Source organism: Streptomyces sp. NPDC107454, from assembly GCF_055582885.1.
The window spans coordinates 116488-141441 of sequence record NZ_JBVJPA010000012.1; the positions used below are offsets into that span (position 1 = coordinate 116488).

25 protein-coding genes are annotated in these 24954 nt (G+C 71.1%); 16 read left to right on the forward strand and 9 right to left on the reverse strand.

Annotated elements, in window-relative coordinates; translation table 11 throughout:
- Positions 1 to 44: 44 nt before the first annotated feature.
- Positions 45 to 311 (reverse strand): DUF6343 family protein, encoded by a 267-nt coding sequence (locus ACZ69M_RS29750; RefSeq protein WP_470054571.1) that lies wholly within the window; start codon positions 309 to 311, stop codon positions 45 to 47.
- A 124-nt stretch (positions 312 to 435) separates the two neighbouring features.
- Between ACZ69M_RS29750 and ACZ69M_RS29755 the strand changes: the two genes are divergently transcribed.
- Complete coding sequence (locus ACZ69M_RS29755) at positions 436 to 1422, forward strand: acyltransferase domain-containing protein (RefSeq protein ID WP_470054983.1); 987 nt, start codon at positions 436 to 438, stop codon at positions 1420 to 1422.
- 90 nt (positions 1423 to 1512) lie between these two features.
- On the forward strand, positions 1513 to 1977 hold the full coding sequence (locus ACZ69M_RS29760) for a DoxX family protein (protein ID WP_470054573.1): 465 nt from the start codon (positions 1513 to 1515) through the stop codon (positions 1975 to 1977).
- 90 nt (positions 1978 to 2067) lie between these two features.
- On the opposite strand, the gene ACZ69M_RS29765 is transcribed toward ACZ69M_RS29760, so the two are convergent.
- Positions 2068 to 2553, reverse strand: coding sequence for an RNA-binding S4 domain-containing protein (locus ACZ69M_RS29765; RefSeq protein WP_470054575.1), 486 nt, complete (start codon positions 2551 to 2553; stop codon positions 2068 to 2070).
- 126 nt (positions 2554 to 2679) lie between these two features.
- Here ACZ69M_RS29765 and nicT point away from each other — a divergent pair, with 126 nt between their 5' ends.
- The 3 genes from nicT (at position 2680) to pip (ending at position 5699) form a co-directional block, all read left to right on the forward strand.
- Entirely contained in the window at positions 2680 to 3831 is a 1152-nt protein-coding gene (nicT, locus tag ACZ69M_RS29770; protein WP_470054577.1) for a Nickel transporter NicT, read from the forward strand.
- A 65-nt stretch (positions 3832 to 3896) separates the two neighbouring features.
- Positions 3897 to 4727, forward strand: coding sequence for a uracil-DNA glycosylase (locus tag ACZ69M_RS29775; RefSeq protein WP_470054579.1), 831 nt, complete (start codon positions 3897 to 3899; stop codon positions 4725 to 4727).
- A 9-nt stretch (positions 4728 to 4736) separates the two neighbouring features.
- Positions 4737 to 5699, forward strand: a complete 963-nt coding sequence (gene pip / locus ACZ69M_RS29780; protein ID WP_470054581.1) for a prolyl aminopeptidase — start codon at positions 4737 to 4739, stop codon at positions 5697 to 5699.
- A gap of 12 nt (positions 5700 to 5711) precedes the next feature.
- On the opposite strand, the gene ACZ69M_RS29785 is transcribed toward pip, so the two are convergent.
- Complete coding sequence (locus ACZ69M_RS29785) at positions 5712 to 6395, reverse strand: GntR family transcriptional regulator (RefSeq protein ID WP_470054583.1); 684 nt, start codon at positions 6393 to 6395, stop codon at positions 5712 to 5714.
- Positions 6396 to 6589: 194 nt separating this feature from the next.
- Between ACZ69M_RS29785 and ACZ69M_RS29790 the strand changes: the two genes are divergently transcribed.
- The gene (locus ACZ69M_RS29790) at positions 6590 to 8065 is read left to right on the forward strand and encodes an NCS1 family nucleobase:cation symporter-1 (protein WP_470054585.1); all 1476 of its coding nucleotides are present in this window, start codon (positions 6590 to 6592) and stop codon (positions 8063 to 8065) included.
- 5 nt (positions 8066 to 8070) lie between these two features.
- Positions 8071 to 8787, forward strand: a complete 717-nt coding sequence (locus ACZ69M_RS29795; RefSeq protein ID WP_470054587.1) for an aspartate/glutamate racemase family protein — start codon at positions 8071 to 8073, stop codon at positions 8785 to 8787.
- Between the two features lie 49 nt (positions 8788 to 8836).
- Here the strand turns inward: ACZ69M_RS29795 and ACZ69M_RS29800 are convergent, their stop codons facing one another.
- Positions 8837 to 9331, reverse strand: coding sequence for a RidA family protein (locus ACZ69M_RS29800; protein ID WP_470054589.1), 495 nt, complete (start codon positions 9329 to 9331; stop codon positions 8837 to 8839).
- Positions 9332 to 9452: 121 nt separating this feature from the next.
- Between ACZ69M_RS29800 and ACZ69M_RS29805 the strand changes: the two genes are divergently transcribed.
- The 6 genes from ACZ69M_RS29805 (at position 9453) to ACZ69M_RS29830 (ending at position 16415) form a co-directional block, all read left to right on the forward strand.
- A complete protein-coding gene (locus ACZ69M_RS29805; protein WP_054235966.1) occupies positions 9453 to 10184 on the forward strand; it encodes a DUF7873 family protein in 732 nt (243 codons plus the stop codon).
- Positions 10185 to 10781: 597 nt separating this feature from the next.
- The gene (locus ACZ69M_RS29810) at positions 10782 to 12659 is read left to right on the forward strand and encodes an FUSC family protein (protein ID WP_470054591.1); all 1878 of its coding nucleotides are present in this window, start codon (positions 10782 to 10784) and stop codon (positions 12657 to 12659) included.
- A 34-nt stretch (positions 12660 to 12693) separates the two neighbouring features.
- The gene (locus ACZ69M_RS29815; protein ID WP_470054593.1) at positions 12694 to 14082 is read left to right on the forward strand and encodes an amidohydrolase; all 1389 of its coding nucleotides are present in this window, start codon (positions 12694 to 12696) and stop codon (positions 14080 to 14082) included.
- A gap of 24 nt (positions 14083 to 14106) precedes the next feature.
- Positions 14107 to 15279 carry a cytochrome P450 family protein gene (locus ACZ69M_RS29820; protein ID WP_470054595.1) on the forward strand — a complete coding sequence of 391 codons (1173 nt, stop codon included), beginning with the start codon at positions 14107 to 14109 and terminating at the stop codon, positions 15277 to 15279.
- Positions 15280 to 15364: 85 nt separating this feature from the next.
- Entirely contained in the window at positions 15365 to 16054 is a 690-nt protein-coding gene (locus tag ACZ69M_RS29825; RefSeq protein WP_470054597.1) for a DUF899 domain-containing protein, read from the forward strand.
- 187 nt (positions 16055 to 16241) lie between these two features.
- The gene (locus ACZ69M_RS29830) at positions 16242 to 16415 is read left to right on the forward strand and encodes a hypothetical protein (protein ID WP_095855250.1); all 174 of its coding nucleotides are present in this window, start codon (positions 16242 to 16244) and stop codon (positions 16413 to 16415) included.
- Positions 16416 to 16427: 12 nt separating this feature from the next.
- Here ACZ69M_RS29830 and ACZ69M_RS29835 read toward each other — a convergent pair whose 3' ends face one another.
- From ACZ69M_RS29835 to ACZ69M_RS29845, 3 genes are all read right to left on the reverse strand, one after another.
- Entirely contained in the window at positions 16428 to 18449 is a 2022-nt protein-coding gene (locus ACZ69M_RS29835; protein WP_470054599.1) for an ABC transporter ATP-binding protein, read from the reverse strand.
- A gap of 176 nt (positions 18450 to 18625) precedes the next feature.
- Positions 18626 to 19072, reverse strand: a complete 447-nt coding sequence (locus ACZ69M_RS29840; protein ID WP_470054601.1) for a hypothetical protein — start codon at positions 19070 to 19072, stop codon at positions 18626 to 18628.
- A complete protein-coding gene (locus ACZ69M_RS29845) occupies positions 19069 to 19776 on the reverse strand; it encodes an ATP-binding protein (RefSeq protein ID WP_470054603.1) in 708 nt (235 codons plus the stop codon). The genes ACZ69M_RS29840 and ACZ69M_RS29845 overlap by 4 nt, the downstream gene beginning before the upstream one ends.
- Positions 19777 to 20065: 289 nt before the next feature.
- On the opposite strand from ACZ69M_RS29845, the gene ACZ69M_RS29850 reads away from it, so the two are divergent.
- A complete protein-coding gene (locus ACZ69M_RS29850) occupies positions 20066 to 20926 on the forward strand; it encodes a helix-turn-helix domain-containing protein (protein ID WP_470054605.1) in 861 nt (286 codons plus the stop codon).
- A complete protein-coding gene (locus ACZ69M_RS29855) occupies positions 20927 to 21205 on the forward strand; it encodes a DUF397 domain-containing protein (RefSeq protein WP_075026281.1) in 279 nt (92 codons plus the stop codon). It abuts the gene before it with no gap.
- A 132-nt stretch (positions 21206 to 21337) separates the two neighbouring features.
- Here ACZ69M_RS29855 and pdxR read toward each other — a convergent pair whose 3' ends face one another.
- Positions 21338 to 22777 carry a MocR-like pyridoxine biosynthesis transcription factor PdxR gene (gene pdxR, locus ACZ69M_RS29860; protein WP_470054608.1) on the reverse strand — a complete coding sequence of 480 codons (1440 nt, stop codon included), beginning with the start codon at positions 22775 to 22777 and terminating at the stop codon, positions 21338 to 21340.
- Positions 22778 to 22818: 41 nt separating this feature from the next.
- Here pdxR and ACZ69M_RS29865 point away from each other — a divergent pair, with 41 nt between their 5' ends.
- Positions 22819 to 23355 carry a carboxymuconolactone decarboxylase family protein gene (locus tag ACZ69M_RS29865; protein WP_470054610.1) on the forward strand — a complete coding sequence of 179 codons (537 nt, stop codon included), beginning with the start codon at positions 22819 to 22821 and terminating at the stop codon, positions 23353 to 23355.
- A gap of 49 nt (positions 23356 to 23404) precedes the next feature.
- Here ACZ69M_RS29865 and ACZ69M_RS29870 read toward each other — a convergent pair whose 3' ends face one another.
- On the reverse strand, positions 23405 to 24892 hold the full coding sequence (locus ACZ69M_RS29870) for a glutamate synthase subunit beta (protein WP_470054612.1): 1488 nt from the start codon (positions 24890 to 24892) through the stop codon (positions 23405 to 23407).
- Positions 24893 to 24954 lie beyond the last annotated feature (62 nt).

Genomic DNA, 24954 nt, shown 5'->3' on the forward strand with positions numbered 1-24954 from the left:
CCGTAAGTCGTAAGTGGTGACTCGGCGTGGCCGTCGCCGATCCGCTACGGGTGACGGTGCTCCGGAGGCCGGTACGGCGGGATGTCGCGGCCCGGCTGGTAGTGCGGCCCCTGGTGGATGTGGCGCAAGATCATGGTCATGTCCACGGTGACGATCAGCCACAGCACCGCGCACGCGGCCGCCCAGCCGGGACGTCCGACCAGCGCGAACGCGGCCGTACCGAAGATCGTCCAGACCAGGCCCCAGACACTCAGCCAAAAGCGCATGCGCAGGGCGCTGCGCGCCGTCGTCGGTTCACTGCCTGTACGCATACGGATCACTACTCCGTGACGCTGATCCGTGACCATCGCTCCTACTGGAAACGTACTCTTCGTCGTGCACGTTGACCAAGGGGCCGCGGAGAGCGAGCGGCGGCCGGACCGACGGGAGGCGCGGGTGCTGCTGGAGGCGCTGCGGGCGGACGCGAGACTCGCCGAGTGGCTGAGGGACCTGGAGAGCGAGAGCGCTCCCCGGCTGGAGGCGGTGCTCCCGGACGCGGACGAGCTGCCGGACCTCCTGCTCGACCTGACCGTGGCCCACGAGCACATCAACGAACTCGTCGCGCTGCGCGGCCGGCTGGCGGCCGACCCGGAGGCGATGACGCTCCTCGCCCGGTGCGTCGGCCGCTTCGTACGGGACATGGGGGAGATCGGGAAGGGCTGGGAGCCGCCCGCGTTCCCCGAGTCGGCGGGGCCGCTCGGGCGCAGCTTCCACCTGTACGTCTTCATCGCGGCGCTCCCGTACGTCCGGGCCTACCACCGAGAGCTCGGCATCACCGACGACGTGTCCCGGCGCACCCTGGCCGACCTCGGACGGCATGTGTCCGTGCACCACAGACGGCTCGGGACGCCGGGACTGCTGTTCCCCTGGTGGATCGCCCTGCACTTCCACGGCGAGCTGTTCCAGCTGGGTCGGCTGCAGTTCCAGCGGTCGCGGCTCGGCCGGCGCACGGGGCGGGCCGTCGCGGCGGCGGGCCTCGACACCGGCCCCGGCGACGTGTGTCTGAGCCTGCACATACCCGACTTCCACGGGCCGCTGTCACCCGCCGCCTGCGAGCGGTCGCTCTCACTGGCACGGGAGTTCTTCGCCCGGCACTTTCCCGACGAGCGCCATGAAGTCGCCGTGTGCCACTCCTGGCTGCTCGATCCACAGCTCGGGCGGTATCTCCCGGCGGACTCGAACATCATCCGCTTCCAGGAACGCTTCCGGATCGCGTACCAGGAGACGACCCCGGACGACGGGGTGCCGGTCGGCTTCGTCTTCGGCGACCCGGAGCTGCCCACGCGCGCGCTGCCGCGCCGGAGCGCGGTGGAGCGTGCGGTGGGGGACCATCTGCGCGCGGGCGGGCACTGGTACGTCGGGCACGGCTGGTTCGCGCTGTAGCCAGTTTCCGGTCCACGGCGATGAGTTCCGGACGCGCCCCCGGTCTACCCCTGCGACAGCAACGCGTACCGCTTCGCACAGGAGACCCTCATGTCCGAGACCACCGTCCCCGTCACCACGCTCGCCTCCGCCTCCACCCCCATCTCCGCCCCCTCTTCGCTGAAGACCCGCGGCCGCGGTGCCCGGATCTCCCTGGGCGCGCTGCAGATCGTGCTCGGACTCTTCTACGCCCTCGCGAGCGCGCTGCCGAAGCTGATCGCCCACCCGTCGGCCGCCGAGGCGTTCGACAAGCTCGGCTGGGGCAGCACGGGGATGTACCTCATCGGCGCGCTCGAACTCGCCGGAGGCCTCGCCCTGCTGGTCCCGCTGCTGTCCTCGGTGGCGGCGGTGGCGCTCAGCGCGCTGATGGTGGGTGCCTTCGTCGTGAACGTCACCGTCATCCACGGGCCGTACGTGGCGACCCCGCTCATCCTGATCCTGCCGCTCGCGCTGATCGCGTGGGCCAGGAGGAACCACACCACCGAGCTGGTCCGGTGGGTGCGGCGACGGGCATGACACGGCGACGGCGCACGACGACCGTACGACGTCGGGGGCTCCCCAAGTGACCACGGGGAGCCCCTGACGTCGTACGGCGCCGCCCTCGGGTCAGGGCGAGTCGGGGCCGCCGAGGCCCCGGAGGCGTTCCATCTCGCGGCGGTCGCGCTTGGTCGGGCGGCCCGCTCCGCGGTCGCGGACGCCGGCCGGGGCGATCGCCTCGCGCGGCGGGGGCGGCGGGCTGTTGTCGACGTAGCACTCGGCGGCGACGGGCGCGCCGACCCGCTTGCGGATCACCCGCTTCACGACGACGACCCGTTCCCGGATCCCCTGCCGCAGGCGCACCTCGTCGCCGACGCGCACGGCGTACGCGGGTTTGACGCGGTCCCCGTTCACCCGGACGTGTCCGCCCCGGCACGCGGTCGCGCCCGCCGAGCGGGTCTTGACCAGACGTACGGACCAGATCCAGCTGTCGACCCGCACGCTCTCGCCGCCCGCCGGACGGGCGGCCTCGGCGGCGGCCACCGCCTTCTCCTCGTCGACCTTCTCGTCGACCTTCTCGTCGGTCCGCTCGACGTCCGCACCCTCAGAAGCCATGCCTCGACTCTAGAAGAGTCCTGGCCCGGCGTGCCCCGATGGCTTTACTGCGAGTTGGTTGCAGCTGCGATATCTGTGCCAGAGAGTGACTTCGGTACTTGTAATAGGAAGTAAGGACAGGCACGTATGGTCACCGTCCCCGCTCCCACCTCCCCGCAGCCCGTCGCCTCGACGGGTTCGCGCTGGCAGCGGATCCGCACCTCGATGACCCGCAGGGAGTGGGCCCGGCTCGGCGGCATGGCGGCCTTCGTCCTCGTGCTGCACGTCATCGGCTGGTTCATCCTGGTGGTGATCGTGGCGCCGGAGCACTACAGCGTCGGCACGAAGAGCTTCGGGATCGGGATCGGTGTCACCGCCTACACCCTCGGTATGCGGCACGCCTTCGACGCCGACCACATCGCCGCCATCGACAACACCACCCGCAAGCTGATGGGCGAGGGCAAGCGCCCGCTCTCCGTCGGCTTCTGGTTCTCGCTCGGGCACTCGAGCATCGTCTTCGCGCTGGCCCTCCTGCTGTCGCTGGGCGTCAAGGCACTGGCCGGACCCGTCCGGGACGACAACTCCCAGCTGCACAGCGTCACCGGCATGATCGGTACGACCGTCTCCGGGGTCTTCCTCTACCTCATCGCCGGGATCAACCTCCTCATCCTCGTCGGGATCTGGAAGGTGTTCCGCCAGATGCGCACCGGGCACTTCGACGAGGCGGCGCTGGAGGAGCAGCTCAACAACCGCGGACTGATGAACCGCCTCCTGGGCCGGCTGATGAAGTCGATCAGCAAGCCCTGGCAGATGTACCCGCTCGGCATGCTCTTCGGCCTGGGTTTCGACACCGCCACGGAGATCGCCCTGCTGGTCCTCGCCGGTTCGGGCGCCGCCTCCGGCCTGCCCTGGTACGCGATCCTGTGTCTGCCGGTGCTGTTCGCCGCGGGCATGTCGCTGCTGGACACCATCGACGGGTCCTTCATGAACTTCGCCTACGGCTGGGCGTTCTCCAAGCCGGTCCGCAAGGTCTTCTACAACCTCACCATCACGGGTCTGTCCGTCGCCGTCGCCCTGATCATCGGCACCGTGGAACTGCTGGGGCTGCTCGCCGAGAAGCTCGCTCTGCACGGGGTCTTCTGGGACTGGGTCGCGGGTCTGGACCTGAACGTGCTCGGCTTCGTCATCGTCGGACTGTTCTTCGTGACCTGGCTCGTCGCCATGGCGGTGTGGAAGTTCGGCCGGATCGAGGAGAAGTGGACCGCCGGGCTGCGCCCCGCCGAACAGCCCACCGACTGACCCACTGCCTGACCCACCGGGGCCGGGTGGGGGAGGGGCGGGGCGCCCGGTCGTACGGTGGGGGCATGGACAGCAGCCCGGACGGCAGGAGCGATCCCGGCATCGTCGGCGACCCGGAGGGCCCGGGCGCAGCGGGTGATCTGGACGCACTGACGGATCTGGACGGCCTGGACGCACTGACGGATCTGGACGCCCGGATCGCCGGGTGCCGGGCGTGTCCGCGGCTGGTCGCGTGGCGCGAGGAGGTCGCCCGCACCAGACGCGCCGCCTTCGCCGACCAGACGTACTGGGGCCGCCCCGTCCCCGGCTACGGACCGGCCGACGCCTCGCTGCTCATCGTCGGGCTCGCACCCGCCGCCCACGGCGGGAACCGGACCGGACGGATGTTCACGGGGGACCGCTCCGGGGACGTGCTCTACGCGGCGCTGCACGACGTGGGGCTCGCCTCGCGCGGGACCTCGGTGAGCGCGGACGACGGACTGGAGCTGTACGGCGTACGCGTCACCTCGCCCGTGCACTGCGCGCCGCCCGCCAACAAGCCGACACCCGGCGAACGGGACACCTGCCGCCCCTGGCTCGTACGGGAGTTGGAGCTGCTGCGGCCCACGCTCCGGTCGGTGGTCGTGCTGGGAGCCTTCGGCTGGCAGGCCGCGCTGCCCGCCTTCGCCGCGGCGGGATGGACGGTGCCCCGGCCCAGGCCGGTGTTCGCGCACGGGGCGAGGGTTTCGCTGGAGGCGCGGGACGGGCCGGCGGCGGGATCCATCGAGCTGTTCGGGTGCTTCCACGTCAGCCAGCGGAACACGTTCACCGGACGGCTGACACCCGCCATGCTGCGGGACGTGCTGCGTACGGCGGCCGGGGCGGCGGGGCTGACGACACGACCGTACGACGGTTAACCTCGCCCGATGAGCCTGTATCCGGAGATCGAACCGTACGACCACGGCATGCTCGACGTCGGCGACGGCAACCACGTGTACTGGGAGATCTGCGGAAACCCCGACGGCAAGCCCGCCGTCATGCTGCACGGCGGTCCCGGCTCCGGTTGCGGTCCTTGGTTCCGGCGCTACTTCGACCCCGCCGAGTACCGGATCGTGCTGCTCGACCAGCGCGGCTGCGGACGCTCCACGCCGCACGCCGCCGCGTACGGGACGGACATGGCCGTCAACACGACGGCGCATGTGATCGGCGACCTGGAGCTGCTGCGACGGCACTTGGGCATCCGGCGGTGGCTGGTGTGGGGCGTGTCGTGGGGGTCGGCGCTGGGGCTGCGGTACGCGCAGACGCATCCGGACGTCGTCTCAGAACTGGTGCTGACCGCGGTGGCCACCGGCGCGAACCCCGAAGTGGCCCTGCTGACCAGGGGACTTGGGCGGTTTTTCCCCGAGGCCTTCGAGCGGTTCCTCGCCGAACTGCCCGAGGGGGAGCGGGACGGGAACCTCGCCGCCGCGTACAGCAGGCTGCTCGAATCGCCCGACCCCGAGGTGCGGGCACGGGCGGCGCGGGCCTGGACCGACTGGGAGACGGCGATCGTTCCCGCGCCGCCGCGGTCGGAGAAGCGCTATGAGGACCCGGAGTTCCGCATGGCTTTCGCGCGGACCGTCACCCACTACTTCGGCAACGACCACTTCCTGGGGGAAGGCAACGACGAAGGCGTCGTGATCCGCGACGCGCCCCTGCTGAAGGGCATCCCCGGCACGCTCGTCCAGGGCAGTCTCGACTTCGGGAACCTGCTGGGCACGGTGTGGCGGCTCCACCACGCCTGGCCCGACAGCGAGTTGATCGTCGTCGACGACGTGGGTCACACCATGGGGGCGAGGGGTGTGGTGGACGCGTTGGTGGCGGCAACGGACAAGTACGCCCTGCGCTAGACCCTGGCGGATTCAGGCCCGGGGAGCCTCTGTGTCGCCGAAGAGATGCCGCACCGTCGACCGGTAGTTGGCCTGGACGTGGGCGAGGGCGTGCGCGCGGGCGCGCTCCGGGTCGCCGGAGGCGATGGACTCGTACAACTCGTGGTGTTCGGTGAGGAGTTGGGGCCACTCCTCGTTCTGGCGGGTGAGCCAGCGCAGTCGGCCGTCGACCGGCTCCATGACGGAGATCAGCAGGCTGTTGCCCGCCATGGCGAGGATGCGGTCGTGGAAGCGGGTGTTGATGTCGGTGATCGCCTCCGCGTCGTCGGCGCGGGTCGCCGCCGCCGCACGGTCCAGCAGGTCCGCCAGCCCGGCGAGGTCCTGCGGCGTCGCCCGTGCGGCCGCGAGCCCGGCGGCGTAGACCTCCAGCGCCTCGCGCAGCTCGAAGAGTTCGGCCACGTCCGTCGGGGTGAGCCGGCGGACGACCGTGCGGCGCGGTGTCTCGAAATGCACGAACCCCTCCGCCACGAGCGCGCGGATCGCCTCGCGCACGGGAACCCGTGAGACCCCGAACCGCTCCGCCAGTTCGCGCTCGACGAGACGGTCCCCGGGGCGCAGTCGCCCCGCGATGATCTCCTGCCGCAGCGCGGCCAGGACGCGCTCGCGGACAGCGCCCAGGGGTTCCCGCTGCGCGCCCAGGGGTTCGATCTTCGTCATGGGGCCATCTTCGCCGACTCCGGGGGTGTTTTACGGAGCCGTAACCGCTCGGACATCGGTCAGAACGCTTGACGGCGAGACCATGACGGCAGTTTGGTATACCAAACACGCTCCGCAGGGCCGTCTCGCACGCGCCACGGCCGCCGCCCCCCACGCGAACCGCCGTCCTCCGTCCCCTCGCCCATGGAGGCCCCGTGTCCCTCGCCGACCGTGCCGAAGCCACCGGCACCCCAGCGTTCGTCCCCGACCCCCGCCTCACCAACGAAGACCTCGCACCCGCGGGAAAGCGCAACTGGAAGGTCTTCGACCTCTTCGCCATGTGGATGTCCGACGTCCACAACCTCGGCAACTACACCTTCGCGGCCGGCCTGCTGGTCCTCGGCATGAACGTCTGGCAGATCTTCACCTCGCTGCTCGTCGGCTTCGTGATCATCTACGCCGGCATGAACCTGATGGGCCGCATCGGCCAGCGCACCGGCGTGCCCTTCCCCGTCGTCAGCCGCATCAGCTTCGGCGTCTGGGGCGCCAACATCCCGGCCCTGATCAGGGCCGTCATCGCCATCATGTGGTACGGGATCCAGACCTACCTGGCCTCCGTCGCCGTGAACGTCATGCTGCTCGCCGCCTGGCCCGGCCTGGAGTCGTGGACCCACCACTCCTTCCTCGGCCTGGACGCGCTCGGCTGGACGTCCTTCGTCTCCCTCTGGCTGATCCAGGCGATGATCATCAGTCAGGGCATGGAGGCGGTCCGCAAGTTCCAGGACTTCTGCGGTCCGGCCATCTGGCTCGTCATGATCGCGCTGGCCGTCTGGGTCCTCGCCAAGGCCGGCTGGAGCATCTCCCTCACTTCGACCCCGCACCCGGTCTCCGTGGGCGAACAGTGGCGCCAGTGGTTCGGCGCGGTCGGCCTGATCCTGGCCACCTACGGCACGCTGATGCTCAACTTCTGCGACTTCTCGCGTTTCGCCCCCAGCTACAAGACGGTCAGGCGCGGCAATTTCTGGGGCCTGCCGATCAACTCCACGGCCTTCGTGATCGTGTCCGTCATCGTCACGGCCGGTTCCATCGAGGCGTTCGGCGAGGCCATCACCGACCCCGCGCTGCTGGTAGCCAAGGTCGGCAACACCTGGGTCCTGGTCCTCGGCGCCCTGACCTTCGCCATCGCCACCATGGGCGTCAACATCGTCGCCAACTTCGTCTCACCCGCGTACGACCTGGCGAACGTCTGGCCGCAGAAGATCACCTTCAAGATCGGCGGCATGATCAGCACGGTGGCCGCACTGGTCGTGACCCCCTGGAACCTCTTCTCCAACCCCACGGTCGTCAACTACTTCCTCGGCGGCCTCGGCGCCTTCCTGGGCCCGCTGTTCGGCGTCATCATGATCGACTACTACTGGGTGAAGCGCGGCAGGATCGACGTCGACCGGCTCTTCGACGCCCGGCCCGGATCGCCGTACTACTACCGCAAGGGCGTCAACCCCAAGGCCCTGTGGGCGTTCCTGCCCTCGGCGGCGGTCGCCGCGGTACTGGCCCTGGTGAAGGCGTTCAGCGACGTGGCCCCGTACTCCTGGTTCATCGGAACCGCGCTGGCCGCGGGCCTGTACCTGACCCTCTGCCGCACCGAACGCGCCGCCGGCGAGACCACCGTCACCGAGCCCGTGGAGGTCTGAGCGGCGTGCACATCGTCGTCACCAACTGCAACACCACGCAGGAGATGACCGAGGAGATCGTGCGAGGTGCCCGGGCCGCCGCAGGCCCGGGCACCACCGTGACCGGCCTCACCCCCGCCTGGGGACCCGAGTCCGCCGAGGGCTGGCTCGACAGCTACCTCTCCGCCGCGGCCGTCCTCGACACGCTGCGCACCTACGAGGGTCCCTGCGACGCCGTGGTCATGGCGGGCTTCGGCGAACACGGACGCGAGGGCGCGCGCGAACTCATGGACGTGCCCGTCGTCGACATCACCGAGGCCGCCGCCCACCTCGCCTGCCTGCTCGGCCGCCGCTACGGAGTCGTCACCACCCTGGAGCGGTCGTGCGGCCAGATCGAGGACAGCCTGGTGGCGGCGGGGGTGGGGCGGAACTGCGCCGCGGTCGTCGGCACCGGCCTCGGCGTCCTCGACCTGGGCGACGTCCAGCGCACGCAGGAGGCCTTCGTGACCGCGGCGGAGCGGGCCCGGGAGGCCGGCGCCGAGGTCCTCGTCCTCGGCTGTGCCGGCATGACGGGCCTGCAACGGGCGGTCGGGGAGAAACTGGACCTCCCGGTCGTCGACGGCGTCGCCGCCGCGGTCAAACTCGCGGAGTCCCTGGTCTCCCTGGGCCTCAGGACGAGCCGGATCGGCAGCTATGCGCGACCGCTGCCGAAGCGGAGGGTGTGGGGCGGCAACCGGGGCTGAAGGGGAAACGACGGCGCGCTCCCGGAGGAGGGGGACTGCGTCCGCCCCCTCAACAACGGCCGTCGGCCGCTGCTTCTACCTCTGCTTCTGCCTCTGATGCGGACTCGGGCACGACCGCCGTCGCCGTGATTTCCACCAGCTGCCCCGTGTACCCGAGGCAGGCCACGCCGAGCAGCGTCGACGAGTGGGGTCCGGTACTGAGCCCGGACGCCTCGACGACACCCCACACGTCGGACAGCACCCTCGGCTCACCGCTGACGACATACACATCGGTCGCCACCACATGCGCGAAGTCACTGCCCACCGCGCGGAGTTGCTCGCCGAGATTGGCGATCACCTGCTCGGCCTGCCGCACGGGATCCCCCACACCGACGATCTTCCCCGCCGCGTCCAGCGGCACGGCCCCGGCGAGAAAGGCGAGCCGCGCACCCGCCTCGACGACCGACACGTGAGCGTAGCCGGGAGGCGGGAAGAGACTGGGGACGGTGACACGAGCGGGCACGGGAACTCCGGGAATCCTCGACTGGGTGGGCGACCTGCTCATGATGCGGGCGGACGGAGGGCGGTCGCACGCTGATTTTCCTGGCTGCCATCGAGATCGCTGCACGGCCCGGCGTCGAATAACCCTTCGAAATGCCCCCGCCGCCACTGCTACCGTCACCGACGTGGCGAAACTCAATCAGATCATCGCAGTGGAGAAGGGCATCAAGTCCAAGTCCCATCAGGACCTGACGGCCGCTCACCACGGGCTGCAGAAGCCCGCATTGCTGGCCGGTATCTCGCGGACCTATCAGCCGAAGGACGAGGAGGGCGAGCAGTTGCCGCCCGAGTCGACGCGGGTGCAGGTGCAGGCCGAGGACGTGTTGCGGGAGACCGCGGGGACGCTCACCCGGCTGTTCGATGTGACCGCCACCAAGGACTGGGCGAACTGCACGGCCCGGGCGGATGTGAAGGTGGACGGGCGGGTCCTCGTCGCCGACGTACCCGTGTCGTATCTGCTCTTTCTCGAGAAGCAGCTCACCGATCTCAACACCTTCGTCAGGAAGCTGCCCGTTCTGGACGCCTCCGAGTCGTGGGTGCAGGACCCGTCGACGGACGCCTGGAAGACCGAGCCCGTCAGGACGCTGCGGACCAAGAAGGTGCCGCGCAACCACGTCAAGGCCGAGGCCACCGAGAAGCATCCGGCCCAGGTCGAGGTGTACTACGAGGACATTCCCGTCGGGTACTGGACGACCGTGAAGTTCTCCGGCGCCCTGCCCGCGCGACGCGTGAACGAACTGCTCGACCGGGTCGAGAAGTTGCAGCAGGCCGTCAAGTTCGCCCGGGAAGAGGCGAACGGCGTGGACGTCGTCGACCAGCGCGTCGGGGACTCCGTGTTCGGCTACCTGTTCGGGTAGCCTCTGAAACTCCCCGGCCACCACGCACCACGGCCGGGGTGCGCGAGGAGCGCAAGCTGAACCTGAAGCTTGTCGTGAATGCACGGTTCCAGTGGAGGTTCGAACCCTCCCCGCGGCACCACACGGCACTCCACGGAGTGCCCACGCGCCGCGGTAGCCCAACTCGGCAGAGGCAGACCGTGATCAATCTCAGACTCTTGCTCCAGACTCAGCATTCGCCGCCGATCGCCGGATCAACCGGGCCCAGGCCCCGGGACGCCGAAATGCCGGTTCAAGTCCGGTCCGCGCAGCTCGATGCGTGGTGGTCCAAAGGCAGGACGCGGCGACATAACGACTGACCTGGGTTCTCAAGCGTGCCGGCGTGTGACATGGGTGGCATTTCAAGGGTCCGGGGGCCGGCTACGCCCTCGGACCCGCTCCCTTTCCTTCCCGGCCGCCCGGCAGTTGCGTTCATAAAGAACGCGGCATCCCCGCGATGCGTCACCTTCCGGAAATGCATCCGTTCCATTTCCTCCGGCAACGCGATCTACCGTAGGCAGTACACCGCCCGGCCGACGTCGCCCGAAGGCGCCCCCGCCCTCGCCCGACAGGAGTCCCGTGTCCCGCCTCAGCGCCGCCGTACCGCCCTGGCTCGCCCACGCCCTGCGCGCACAGCGTGGCCCCGTGCCCTGGAGCGCGGTCGTGCGGGGCGCACTCGCCGCCGGACCGCTGCTGCTCGTGGCGGTACTGAGCGGGCGTACGTCCGTGGGTGTCGTCGCCGCCCTGGGGGCCATGCTCGCCGGGATCAACGACCGGCCGGGCAGTCGCAGGGCCGCGGTCAGGCGGCTCGGCGTGCCGGCGCTCGCGGGAGCCGGTGGGCTGCTCGTGGGGTCGTACGCGGGACAGCACGTCGGCGCGGTGACGCTCACCCTTCTCCTCACCGTGCTCGGGCTGCTCGCCGGAGCGGTCAGCGCCGTCGGGCCCGTCGCGAGCGGAGCGGGTACACAACTGCTCGTCGCCGCCGCCATCGGGGCCGGGATGCCGCTGCCCGAGCCCGGCTGGCAGCGTGCGCTCTTCTTCGTCGGCGGGGCCGGATGGCTGCTCGTGCTGCGGCTCGCGCTGCCCACACCCGGGGCCACCGCCGGCGACTATCGCTTCGACGGGGAGCGGGACGCCGTCGGCGGTGTGTACGACGCCGTCGCCGCGCTGCTCGAAGCGGTCGGGGGACCGGACGCGCCCGGTCGCCGGGTCGCCCTCACCGCCGCGCTCGACCACGCCCAGGACGCGCTCGGCGGGCCCCGGCTGCGGCCCTACGCCAGTTCCGCGGCCGAGCGGCGGCTGCACGCGCAGTACGCCGCCGCGCTCCCGCTCGCCGAGGCCGCCACCGCGCTCGCCTGGGCGGGCGACGCGGTGCCCGCAAGGGCCGTCGAAGGGCCGCGGCGACTCGCCGTCGCCGTACGGACCAGTACGCACACCGGGCCGCTGCCCGCGCCCAGCCGCTCCGCGCCCGCCCTGCGCGCCCTCGACGACGCACTCCTGCACGCGGCCGACGCCTTCGACAGGGGTCGCGACGACACCGCGCTGCACACGAGGCGCCGTACCGCCACGTCCCTCACCCGCACGGTCCTCGGTTCCGCAGGGCGCGAGTACGGGCTCCGGGTCGCCCTGTGCTTCGGCGCCGGCGCGGCCGTGGCCCAGGCCCTGCACCACGCCCGCTGGTACGGCAGCCACTCCCACTGGTACTGGCTCCCCGCGACCGCCGTCTTCCTGGTCAAGCCCGACCTCGGACCGCTCGCCTCACGCGTGATCTGCCGGGCGGCGGGGACCGTGCTCGGCGCCGCCCTCTTCGCCGGGTTCGCGGCACTGCTCCCGCGCCCCGCCGGGCTGGTCGCCCTGGTGGCGCTGTGCGGCGCCCTGATCCCCGTCGCCACCCGGCACTTCGCGGCGCAGACCGCCGTCGTCACCGTGCTCGTGCTCTCCCTCGTCATGGTGGGCGGGGAACCGGGGGCCTCCTGGAGCCGGATCGGCGAAACGCTGCTGGCCTGCGCGATCGTGCTGATCGTCGGTCACCTGCCCACGCTCGGACAGCGCGGGGGAGGGGTACGGGCCCGTCTCACCCACGCCGCCGAGGCCGCGCACGTCTACCTCGCCCACGTACTGGACGACGGCACGGCCGACGACCGGGCCGGCCGCTGGACCCTGCGCCGCGAGGCCTACCGCGCGCTCGCCGAGGCCCGCGCCTCGATCGACCTCGCCGCCGCCGAACTCCCCGCGCTGGCCCGGCACGCCGAGGGAACGGACGAGGTCGCGGCCACCCTCGAACGCCTCGTCGACACCACGACCGCGTGCGCCGTGCAGCTCGACGACACCGGACGGCTCACCCCCCGGCACACCGAACGCATCGCCGAACTCCTCGACGAGCTGGCCGAGGGGCGGGAACGCGCGGGGCTGGCGGTGCAGGAGGGGCAGGCGCTCCCCGTTCCGCTCGCGGGCTGAGCACCGGGAGCCCGACCCGTCGTACGGTGACGTCATGACGCCGTCCGTCCCGGCCCCGTCCGCCGCCACCCCCTTCGGGGCCGGCCCCGCCGACCTCCTCATCACCGGATGCACCGCGCTCGTGCACGACGAGCATGAGGAGATCGCGTTCGTCGAGGACGCCTCGATCGTCGTACGGGGTGGGGTCATCGAGGCGGTCACGCGCGAGGCGCCCCCTCCGGACGCCGCCCTGCGCATCGACGCGCCCGGCCAGGTGGCGATGCCCGGCCTGATCAACTGCCATACGCACACCCCCATGGTCGCCCTGCGCGGGATCGCCGAGGACCTGCCCGCCGAGGAGTGGTTCAACGACCTCATCTGGCCCATCGAGTCCAACCTCACGCGGAAGGACGTGGAGTTGGGGGCGCGGCTCGCCTGCGCCGAGATGATCCGCGGGGGCGTCACCTGCTTCGCCGACCACTACTTCTCGATGGACGCGGTCGCCGCCGTGGTGAGCGAGAGCGGGCTGCGCGCGCACCTCGGCGAGGCCTTCTTCTCCTCGCAGGGCGCCGAAGGCCGCGAGAGATCCCTTGAGTTCGCGCTGCGCCGGCGAGGCGCCGCGGGCGGCCGTATCACCACTGCCCTCGCCCCGCACGCCCCGTACACCGTGGACGACGCCGATCTCGCCGCGACCGCCGCCCTCGCCCGCGAGCACGGCCTTCCCGTGCACCTGCACGCGGCCGAGAGCCGGGGGCAGACCGACACCAGCCTGGCCCGGTACGGCCGGACGCCCATTGAGATCCTGCAGCGCGCCGGGCTCCTCGACAACGAACCCGGTCTGCTCATCGCGCACGGCACCGGCATCCTCGACCGCGACCTGCCGGTGCTGGCGGGCGCGAGCGGACCCGTGGCCGTCGCGACCGCACCCCGCGGCCATCTCAAGTTCGCCTGGGGCCCGACCCCGGTACGGGCCCTGCGCGAGATCGGCGTCCCCGTCGGACTCGCCACGGACGGAGCCGCGTCGAACAACTCCCTGGACGTGTGGGAGTCGATGGCGCTCACCTCACTCGTGCAGAAGTCCACCGAGGGCGACCCACGATGGCTGACCTCCCGTCAAGCCCTGCACCACGCGACACTCCAGAGCGCGCGGGCCGTCGGCCTTGCCGAGCGGATCGGCAGCCTCGCGCCGGGGCGGCGGGCCGACATCGTCCTCGTCGACCTCAGCGGCCCGCACACCCAGCCCGTGCACGATCTCGCCGCCACCCTCGTCCACAGCGCCCGTGCCGGAGACGTGACGACGACGATCGTCGACGGACGTGTCCTGATGCGCGACCGCGAGCTGCTGACACTCGATCTGCCCGCCACCGTCGCGGAGCTGGGGGAGCGGTTGCCCGCGCTCGTCGACCGGAGCCACGGGAGGCGGATTCAGGAGTACGACACCTGATCCACTCTGCCTAGGCTGGAGGGCATGGACCCCGCAGAAGGCCTCATCGACCACCCGTACGCCGTCTACGACCGCCTGCGCGACACCGCGCCCGTGCATCGCGTCGCCGGTACCGACGGCAACCCCGCCTGGCTCGTCACGCGGTACGAGGATGTCCGCGAGGCGCTCGCGAACCCGCTGCTCTCGATGGACAAGAAGCATGCGCTGCCCGGGAGTTACCAGGGGTTGTCGCTGCCGCCCGCCCTCGACGCCAACCTCCTGAACATGGAGGCGCCCGACCACACCCGCATCCGGCGCCTGGTGGTCCGCGCCTTCACATCGCGCCGCGTCGAGCAACTGCGCACACCCGTGCGGGAAACCGCCGACCGGCTCCTCGACGCGCTCGGACCGCACGGCAGCGCCGACCTGATCGCCGCGTACGCCGCACCCCTGCCGATCACCGTCATCTGCGACCTGCTGGGCATTCCGGGGGAGCACCGCCGGGACTTCCGGGCCTGGACCGACGTGCTCGTCGCGCCGGACCCGACGCGTCCCCGGGCCGCCAAGGAGGCGGTCGTGGCCATGCTCGCCTTCCTCACCCAACTCCTCGCGGACAAACGGAAGAAGCCGGGGGACGACCTGCTCTCCGACCTGATCGCGGTGCGGGACGAGGGCGACCGGCTCACCGAGGACGAGCTGACGTCGCTCGCCTTCCTCATCCTCTTCGCGGGCTACGAGAACACCGTGCAGCTCATCGGCAACGCCATCCAGGCACTGCTCACCCATCCCGACCAGCTGGCCGCCCTGCGCGCGAACCCGGAGCGATTCCCCGACGCCGTCGAGGAGTTCGCGCGCCACGAAGGGCCCGCGCTGCTCGCCATCCGGCGCTTCCCCGTAGAGGACGTGACGATCGGCGAGGTCACCGTGCCCGCGGGCGAGACCGTCCTGCTGTCCCTGGCCGCGGCCAACCGGGACCCTGCCCGCTTCCCGGACCCCGAGCGCCTCGACCTGGACCGGGACGCCTCCGGCCATCTCGCCCTCGGCCGGGGCATCCACTACTGCGTGGGCGCGCCACTGGCCCGCCTGGAGACGGAGATCGCCGTGTCCGCGCTCCTGGAACGCCTTCCGGACCTCGCGCTCGCCACCGACCCGGCCGAGCTGAGGTGGCGTCCCTCCCTGCGCGCCCGCGGCCTGCTCGCGCTCCCGGTGACGTACTGAATCCGGAAATTCTCCGCCGACGCCGATGAGTTCCGCTCCCGCGCCCGGTCACCACTGCGAAGGCACCGTTTCGTAGGAGGGGCACATGACGCTTCCGCAGATCGTCTCGCGCGAGGAGTGGCGCGCCGCGCGCGAGGAACTGCTGGTCAAGGAGAAGGCGGCGACCCGCGCACGGGACGCGCTCAACGCGGAGCGGCGCGGGCTGCCGATGGTCGAGATCGACAAGGAGTACGTGTTCGAGGGCGGTGACGGCAAGGCGGTCCTGCTCGACCTCTTCGAGGGGCGCCACCAACTCGTCGTCTACCACTTCATGTTCGCGCCGGAGTGGGACGCGGGCTGCCGCAGCTGCTCGGCCTTCCTCGACCAGATCGGCCACCTCGCCCATCTCCGCGCCCGGGGTACGGCGTTCGCCGCCGTGTCGCGGGCGCCGTACACGAAGATCCTGCCCTTCAAGGCCCGTATGGGCTGGACGGTGCCCTGGTACTCGTCGTACGACAGCGACTTCAACCACGACTTCAGGGTGTCCGTCGAGGTCGACGACGAGCCCTACGAGCGGCCGGGCATGAGCTGCTTCCTGCGGGACCGTGACCGGGTCTTCCACACCTACTCGACGTACGAGCGCGGCCTCGACGGGCTCGGCTCGACGACGACCCTGCTGGATCTGACGGCACTCGGCAGGCAGGAGGAGTGGGAGGTGCCCCGGGGACGCGCCTCGGCACTGGGGGCGCCGGCGGGCAGCGAGCGCATCCGCTACCACGACGAGTACGAGGAATGACAGGAAAGTACGAGAAGGGAAAACTCAGGAAATGAAACGCGCACAGGCCGAGAGCTCCCTCACAGCAGAGTGGTGAACGAGTGTTGACTATGTCTCAGTACCGTCACTGACCGAGCCCTTCACCCCGCCTTTGGCGTTTAACTCTATGAGTACGCGTCATGAGTACGGCGCTACATGGAGGTGCAGGGTGAACGGGCGAATGGTGCTGGAGCGCTTTCCCGCCGGTGGGCCGCGCGGTTCGTGGCCCGCCGAGGAGTTCGCGCAGGCGTGCCGCCTTCAGGGGCAGGCCGCCGAGGTCGTCATGGACCTCGCCTCGGACGCGTTCCTCGTGATCGTGCGCGCCGGGGAACTCGTCGAGTGAGGCCGGCCGAGGTCAGCCCACCTTCGGAGCGGGCACTTTCGGAGCGGGCGCATTCATGGGCGCTTTCGCAGGAATCTTCGTCGCCACCTTCGTCGTGAACTGCTCGGCCTGCAAGGAGTACAGCTCGGCGTAGACACCGCCCTTCGCCAGCAGTTCGTCCGGACTGCCGGACTCCACCAGGCGGCCCTGTTCGAGGACATGCACCAGGTCGGCGTGGCGGACCGAGGCCAGCCGGTGGGTGATGAGGACAACCGTCTGACCGCCGCCCGCCAGGGCCCTGATCTTGTCGAAGACCTCCAGCTCGGCCCGGGCGTCGAGCGCCGCGGTCGGCTCGTCCACGATCAGGATGCGACCACGGCGGTACGCGGCCCGTGCGATGCCCAGCCGCTGCCACTGCCCGCCCGACAGCTCGTGCCCACCGCTGAACCCGCGGGCGAGCAGCGTGTCCAGGCCGCGGGGCAGGTCCGCGACCACGTCCTCGGCCCCGGCCTCCGTCACCGCCGAGGCGACACGCTCGTCCGTCAGCGGCGCCGAGGCCCGGCCGACCGCCACGTTGACCCGGGCCGTGAAGGGCCATCGTTTGAAGTCCTGCGCCACCATCGCGATACGTTCGGCGAGTTGCTGCCGGTCCGCGGTCGCCGCGTCGACGCCGTCCCACAGGATCCGGCCCCGCTCGGGCGCGTACAGGCCCGCGAGCAGCTTCACCAGGGTCGTCTTGCCCGAGCCGTTCTCACCGACGAGCGCCACGATCTTGCCGAGCGGCAGACGCAGCGTGACGTCCGCGAGCGCCGGCCGGGTCGAGGCGCCCGGATAGGTGAACGTGACGTTCTCGAAGCGGATCTCGCTCGGATCGTCGGGGAGCGGCTCGCCGCCCACCGGGATCGCGCGCTCGGCCGCCTCCACGTACAGGCGCTGCAGATCGCCCACGAACAGGGCTTCCTCATGGAGGGAGTTGACCTCCAGGACGAGCGTGTCGAGGCTCGCGGAGCCGGTACGGATCGCGATCACGGCCGTACCGGCGACGGAGAGTGCCATCGCGCCGGCCAGCAGCAGTCCGCCGAGCGTCGCGTACGTCGCCACGGTGGCGATGCCCGTCCAGCCCGCCGCGACCAGGCCGGTGCGGGCGGAGAGACGGGCCAGGCGGGCCTGTTCCGCCTCGGCGGTCTCCGACATCGAGCGGAAGTGACGCAGCAGGAACGGGCCGACGCCGTGCACGCGGATCTCCGGGGCCGCGGCGGGCTCGGTGAGCAGACTGCTGATCAGGTGCCCGGCACGGGCGTGCTGCACCCAGGTGTGGAAGGACTCGTAGCGGCGCCGGGCGATCGTCAGGGAACTCCAGGCACTGGGCAGGGTCATCGTCACGAGCAGCGGCAGCAGGGCGGGATGCAGCACGGTCAGCACGCCCGCGGCCGCGATGAGCGAGATCATCGCGTTCACCACGCGGGTGGCGATCGCGATCATGCGGCGGGCCGAGGAGGCACCGTACTGCGCGGTGTCCAGCAGCTTGTGGAAGGCGTCGTCCTCGATCGCGGACAGTTCGACGGCCGCCGCCCGCTCCAGGTACAGCTCGGTGGCGACCCGTTCCACCTTGGGTTCCAGGCGCCCGGTGGCATACGTCGAGGCCGCCCGCAGCAGCGCGCCGAGCAGCATGACGGCGGCAACCGTGATCAGCGCAGGGACCGCGCCGTGCAGCCGGTCCCCGACGGAGCCGCTCGTCATCAGCCGGCCCAGCACGATGTTGACGGCCAGCAGGCTCACCGCCTGCGCCGCGCCCCGGGCCAGTTCGGCGGACACCACGATCCGGGCGGCACGGCGGTCCGCGGTCCAGGCGAGCCGGAAACTGGACGCGAGCAGGGACGGCAGCCGCGTCACCATCGCGCGGAAGTTCAACTCCAGGAACGCTTCGGAGTGCTGCGACCAGCCCATGTCGTAGCGCAGGGGGCCGCCGAAGAGCAGGTGTTCGGAGGCGGACGGCGCCGGTTCGTCGTCGTCGCGTTTCTTCTTGCGCGCTTTCCCTGTGGATTTCCCCACCATCGGCCTCCCCGGGAACGGATGAACGGTGCCCTCCCCAGGAACACGGCACTCCACTCGTGGTGATGGCGGAGTACGGGTGGCGACCGGCGCACTTCGGACACACTCGCGGGCCCTTGAACCGGATGACGCGCCCGCTCGCCGACGGGAGGGTCACGCGCCGTTCGCCGAGCGGAGGGTCACGCGCTGATCGGACGCGACCAGACGGGTGTCGTACCGGTGACGCGGCACAGGGCCAGATAGAGGGGGATCGGCGGGGTGTACGGAAGGGTGCCGGCCGGCTTGTGGATGAGGCCGGGGGCGTGCGGGGTGTCCGGTACGACCGCGCCGGCGGCGTAATGGGCGGGCGCGGGCCAGTCCAGCGCCACATCGGACTCGGAGGGCACGAGCCACCACCAGTGCGCCCCGTCGGCGTACACACAGCCCACCCGGGGCAGCCGGGTCATCAGCAGGGGCCCGAACCGGGCGGGCACCGCGACCGCGTCGCAGCCCAGCGGTACCGTCATGCCGTCGGGCACGGGGAGACGTCGCAGCGTCCTGGACACCGTCTGCTCGCGCTTCAGGCGGACCAGCGTGTCCAGGCTCAGGACCTGAGCACCGGGTCCTGTCGCCGACGTACTCCTCACAGCCTTCCCCGATCCCGGCTTCGCCCGGTCGGGGGGATCCCCATGGCCCGCTTGCCCCAGGAGGATTCCCTCCGCCAGGACGCCTCCGCCCGCCAGGAGGCCTCCGTCGTCGGGGATGCTTCCGTTCCCCAGGACCCTTCCGTCCCGGTGCCCCGGCCGTCGGCCGGTGGTTTCCTCGCGCCCCATCCGAGGTCGGAGCGGGCCGCCCCGGCACCCGTGGAGTCGGCCGCCGGGGAGCGCGGGAGATCCGCCCAGACCAGCAGTCCTGGCGCGGTGTCCTGGGCGCCCCAGGACCGGCACACGGCCGCGACGAGCAGCAGCCCCCTGCCGTGTTCCTCCTCGGGACGCTGCGGCGAGGGGTGCGGCTCGTCAGGAGCGCATCCCTCGTCACGTACGGCTATCCGCACCAGGTCGTCCCTGTCGTGCAGCTCGCACACCACACGCGCGCTCGCGCTGTGCACGATGGCGTTGGTGACCAGCTCGGAGACGACCAGGACCGCCGTGTCACAGGTGTCGTCGGACACGGCCCAGCCGGAGAGCCGGGCGCGCGTCAGGTGCCGGGCCTGAGCCACGGAACCCGGATGTGCGGCCAGCTCGAAGCGGAACCGGCGCGCGTCGGCGGCGCCGGGGCGCGCCCCTGCGACGGCACGCAGACCGGAGCGGACTTCGGCGGCGTCTGTTCCTAAGGGCGCGGACGGAATCACGCTTGCCACTATCTCCCCGCCGTGAACACTTGGCAAGTGTCACTCTGAAAATTGCAGAGTGCCGTGTGACTCTGAGAAGGGCCGTGGCACACTGCTGGCAACAGCACGCCGAGCGGCGCCAGTTGGGATCGTCGAACGAGTCGAAGAAGACGAGGCGGACCCCGAACGGCGCCGTCCGGTCTGTCAGGACGCAGTACCTGTTCAGAAGCGTTCAGAACGGCGTCGGACCGCTCACCACGGCATCCGACCGCCGCGACGGCGCCTGTTCGGGACTCAGTGGAGGTGGGACGTGAGCGAACCGCGGTCCGCGCCGACGGTCGGCCAGGTCGTCCTCGGCCGGCGCCTACTGGACCTGCGAGAACGCGCGGGTCTCAAGCGTGAGGAGGCGGCGCGCATCCTGCGTGTCGCGCCCGCCACGGTCCGCCGGATGGAGATGGCCGAAGTCGCCCTCAAAATCCCGTACCTGCAGCTCCTGCTGAAGTCGTACGGGGTGTCGGACGACGAGGCCGAGGCCTTTGTCCAACTGGCCGAGGAGGCCAACCGGCCCGGCTGGTGGCAGCGCTTCCACGACATCCTGCCGGGCTGGTTCTCGATGTACGTCAGCCTGGAGGGCGCGGCCACCCTCATCCGTTCGTACGAACCCCATTTCGTGCCCGGAATCCTGCAGACCGAGGAGTACGCCCGCGGGGTCCTGAAGTCGGGCGCCGTCGGCCAGACCAGACCCGAGGACATCGAGCGCCATGTGGCGCTGCGCATGCAACGCCAGAATCTGCTCACTCGTGAAGGCGCACCCCGGATCTGGGCCGTGATGGACGAGACGGCCCTGCGCCGACCCGTCGGCGGTCCCGAGGTGATGCGCGCCCAGATCGACAAGCTGACAGAGGCCACGAAGCTGCCCAACGTGACGCTCCAGGTCGTCCCGTTCTCCACGGGGCCGCACCCCGGCACGTACGGGCCCTTCGTGCTCTTTCGCTTTGCCATGCCGGAACTCCCGGACATGGTCTACAGCGAGTACCTGACCGGCGCCGTCTATCTGGACGAGCGTTCCGAGGTGGCGACCCACCTCGAGGTCATGGACCGCATGGCGGCTCAGGCCGCCACGGCACATCGCACGAAGGAGATCCTCCGGGATTTCCGCAAGGAGTTGTGAATGGACAACATCAAGCAGCGGATACGCAATGAGCGAATCTGCAATGAGCGGATCTACAACGGGATGCCCGCCCGTGAACTGGGCAGCGAGGGCTGGCACAAGCCGTGGAGCGGCGGCAACGGCGGCAACTGCCTGGAGGCGATGAAGCTCGCGGACGGGCGTATCGCCGTCCGCCAGTCGGCGGACCCGGACGGGCCCGCGCTGATCTACACACCCGGCGAGATGACCGCGTTCATCCAAGGTGCCAAGGAGGGGGTGGCCGACTTCCTTCTTTCCTGAACTCTCTTGACATTGGTGCTGAATAAATTGGTGCTGAATTGATTACTTGCAGCGGTAGCAGACCGGGACCGAGACCGATACTGAGATCGAGGCCGGGATCGAGACCGTAGGGCCACGACAACAAACGTCGCTCTACCTGGCGGGGCGTCGGCCGAGAGGTGTCCAAGGACCCGGCGGCAGCGCCCCGCACAACGCCTCCAACGCCGCCCCGTACGCATGTTCCGAGGGTGTCGCGTAACCCACCACCAGCCCGTCCGGCGCGGACATCGTCGCCTCCGGATGCCGGAACTCGGCGAGTCCGTCGAGCGCGACACCCTGCCAGGTCGCGGCCTTGACGGCCGACCGCTCGGTCCCGGGCGGCAGCCGCAGCACCGCGTGCAGCCCGGCCGCGATCCCCGTCACCTCGATGTGCGGCGCCCGCTCCGCGAGAGCCGCGACGAGCCGGTCACGCCGCCCGCGATACCGCTGCCGCATCCGGCGGACATGACGGTCGTACGACCCGGAGGCGAGGAAGTCCGCGAGCGTCAGCTGCTCCAGGACGCTTGCCCACGCCTCCCGTTCGCCCTTGACGGCGAGGACGGCGTCGACGTAACGGCGAGGAAGGACCATCCAGCCGAGCCGCAGCGCGGGCGACAGACTCTTGCTCACCGAGCCGATGAGGACGACCCGCTCGGGGTCCAGTCCCTGTATGGCGCCGACGGGCTTGCGGTCGTAGCGGAACTCGCCGTCGTAGTCGTCCTCCACAATCACGCCGCCACGCGCGCGTGCCCAGTCGATGACGGCGGCCCGCCGCTCCGGGTGCAGCGGGCCACCGGTCGGGAACTGGTGCGCCGGCGTGAGCAGGACCGCCCGTTCCCGGCCCAACTCGCCCACCTGGGCGCCGTCCTCGTCCAGCGGCAGCGGCACGGTCCGGACCGACGCGGCGGCCAGCAACTCGCGGTGGAAGCCGAGGCCGTACGACTCGACCGCCAGCGGCCCGCGCAACACGCCCGGGAAGAGCAGCCGCAGGGCGTGCGCGAAGCCCGAGCAGATCACGATCCGCCCCGGCTCGGTGCGCACGCCACGCGCGCGGGCCAGGTACTCGGCGAGGGCCTCGCGCAGTTCCGTGCGGCCCGCGGGATCGCCGGGCCCGAAGGCCGCGTTGGGTGCCTGCTGGAGCGCCCGCCGGTACGAGGCGAGCCAGGCGGCACGCGGGAACGACGAGGCGTCAGGTGTCCCCTGCCGCAGATCGTGTCGGGGTCCACGCGCGCGCGGGGGCGCCTTCGGTACGCGCTCCGGGGCCCCCAGCGGTGCGGCGCGCTCGGCGACGCGGGTGCCCGAACCCTGCCGGGCGGTCAGCCAGCCCTCGGCGACGAGTTCGGCGTACGCGTCGGCGACCGTGTTGCGGGCCACGCCCAGGTCGGCGGCGAGCGAGCGGTACGGCGGCAGCCGGGTGCCCGGGGCGAGCCTGCCCTCGCGCACGGCCTCGCGCAGCGCCCGGATCAGCGCGGCCCGCCGTCCGCCCGGCCCGGACAGCTCCAGGTGCAGGTCGGCGCCGATCCGCTCCGCAGAATTGACCCATGATTCCGCCATGAAAATGCACCCTACAGCCGGTCTTTCCAGTCCGTAGATTCATGGTCATGACGACGAACGCGAACACGAAGAACACGAACACGAACACGACGAACGCGAAGGACACCATGAACACGACGGCCACCGCTCCCGCTCGCCTCGACTTCGCGAAGTCCGCCCCGAAGGTCTTCCGTTCCCTCGTCGGCTTCGACGCGGCGGCCCGCGACGGGCTCGACCCGGCCCTCGTCGAACTGATCCAGATCCGCGCCTCCCACCTCAACCACTGCGCGTACTGCCTCCACATGCACACCAACGACGCCCGCAAGGCCGGCGAGAGCGAGGACCGCCTGCACATGGTCCCGGTCTGGCGCGAGGCCCGGCACTTCTTCACCGAGAGGGAGTGCGCGGCCCTCGCCCTCACGGAGGCGGTCACGCGCATCGCCGACGCGGGCGTGCCCGACGACGTCTACGCGGAGGCCGCCGCCCACTTCGACGACCAGGAACTGGCCCACGTCCTGGCCCTCATCCTCACGATCAACACCTGGAACCGGGTCGCGCTGGCCACGGCGAAGGTGGCGGGCACGGACGAACGCCGCTGACCCGCACGGCAACGCAGGCCCGGTGTCTCCCGCACCGACCGGCGGAGCCCTACGCGGTCATGGGGCGGTCGTACGGTCCGATCGGCGCCGGCAGCTGCGATGTCCCGGCCAGCGCGCGGTCCACGGCGGCCGCCACCGCCCGCCCCTCGGCGATGGCCCACACGATGAGCGACTGCCCGCGGGCCGCGTCCCCGGCGACGTACACCTTGGGCACGTTGGTCGCGAAGTCGGTGTCGCGGGTGATCGTGCCGCGCGCGTCGAGGACCAGGCCGAGCTGGTCGACCAGCCCGTCGTGCCGGTCGGGCCCCGAGAAGCCGAGAGCGAGCAGCACGAGGTCCGCGGGGAGGGTCCGCCCGGAGCCGGGGACCGGGCGGCGCCGCTCGTCGACCTCGACCAGGTGCAGGGAGCGCACATGCCCGTCCGCGTCCCCGGTGAAGTGGAGCGTGGACGCCGCGAAGAGGCGCGCGTCCGCGTCCGCGGCGGGCGCCGTCTCCAGGTCGCGGGCCTCCTCGTGCGCGGCCGAGAGCCGGTAGATCTTCGGGTAGGTCGGCCACGGCTCGACGTCCTCGTCGCGCTCGGCCTCCGGCTGCGCGTAGATGTCGAGCTGGGTCACGGACGCGGCGCCCTCCCGGACGGCGGTCCCCAGACAGTCGGCGCCCGTGTCACCGCCGCCGACGATGACGACGTGCTTCCCGGCCGCGGACAAGGGCGAGACCTCCAGATCCCCCTCGCACACCCGGTCGGCCAACGGCAGATACTCCATCGCCTGATGGATGCCGGCCAACTCCCGCCCCGGGACATCCAGTTCGCGCCAGGCCGTGGCACCCACCGCGAGCACGACGGCGTCGTAGCGCGCCCGCAGCTCGGCCGCCCCGAGGTCCCGGCCGATCGTCGTGGACGTCCGGAACTTCGTGCCCTCCGCCCGCATCTGCTCCAGCCGCCGGTCCAGATGCCGCTTCTCCATCTTGAACGCGGGGATCCCGTACCGCAGCAGCCCGCCGATCCGGTCGGCCCGCTCGTACACGGCGACGGTGTGCCCGGCCCGGGTCAGCTGCTGCGCCGCGGCGAGCCCGGCGGGCCCCGACCCGATCACCGCGACCGTACGGCCCGAAAGCCGGTCCGGTGGACGCGGTGGAGTGAAACCGTCCGCCCAGGCGCGGTCGGCGATGGCGACCTCGACGTTCTTGATGGTCACCGCGGGCTGGTTGATCGCGAGAACACAGCCCGCCTCGCAGGGCGCGGGACACAGCCGGCCGGTGAACTCTGGAAAGTTGTTCGTCGCGTGCAACCGGTCGCTCGCCGCCCGCCAGTCCTCGCGCGAGACCAGGTCGTTCCACTCGGGAATCAGATTGCCCAGCGGGCAGGCGTCGTGACAGAACGGGATACCGCAGTCCATGCAGCGGTCGGCCTGCCTGCTGATGATCGGCAGCAGCGCACCGGGGACGTACACCTCGTTCCAGTCCCGCACCCGTTCCTCGACGGGCCGACGGGGATACTCCTCGCGCGGAGTGGTCATGAATCCCTTGGGATCGGCCATGGCCGTCTCCCTCACGTACGCGTACCGGTACGGGGCCGCGCGACCATCGAACGCCTTCGGCC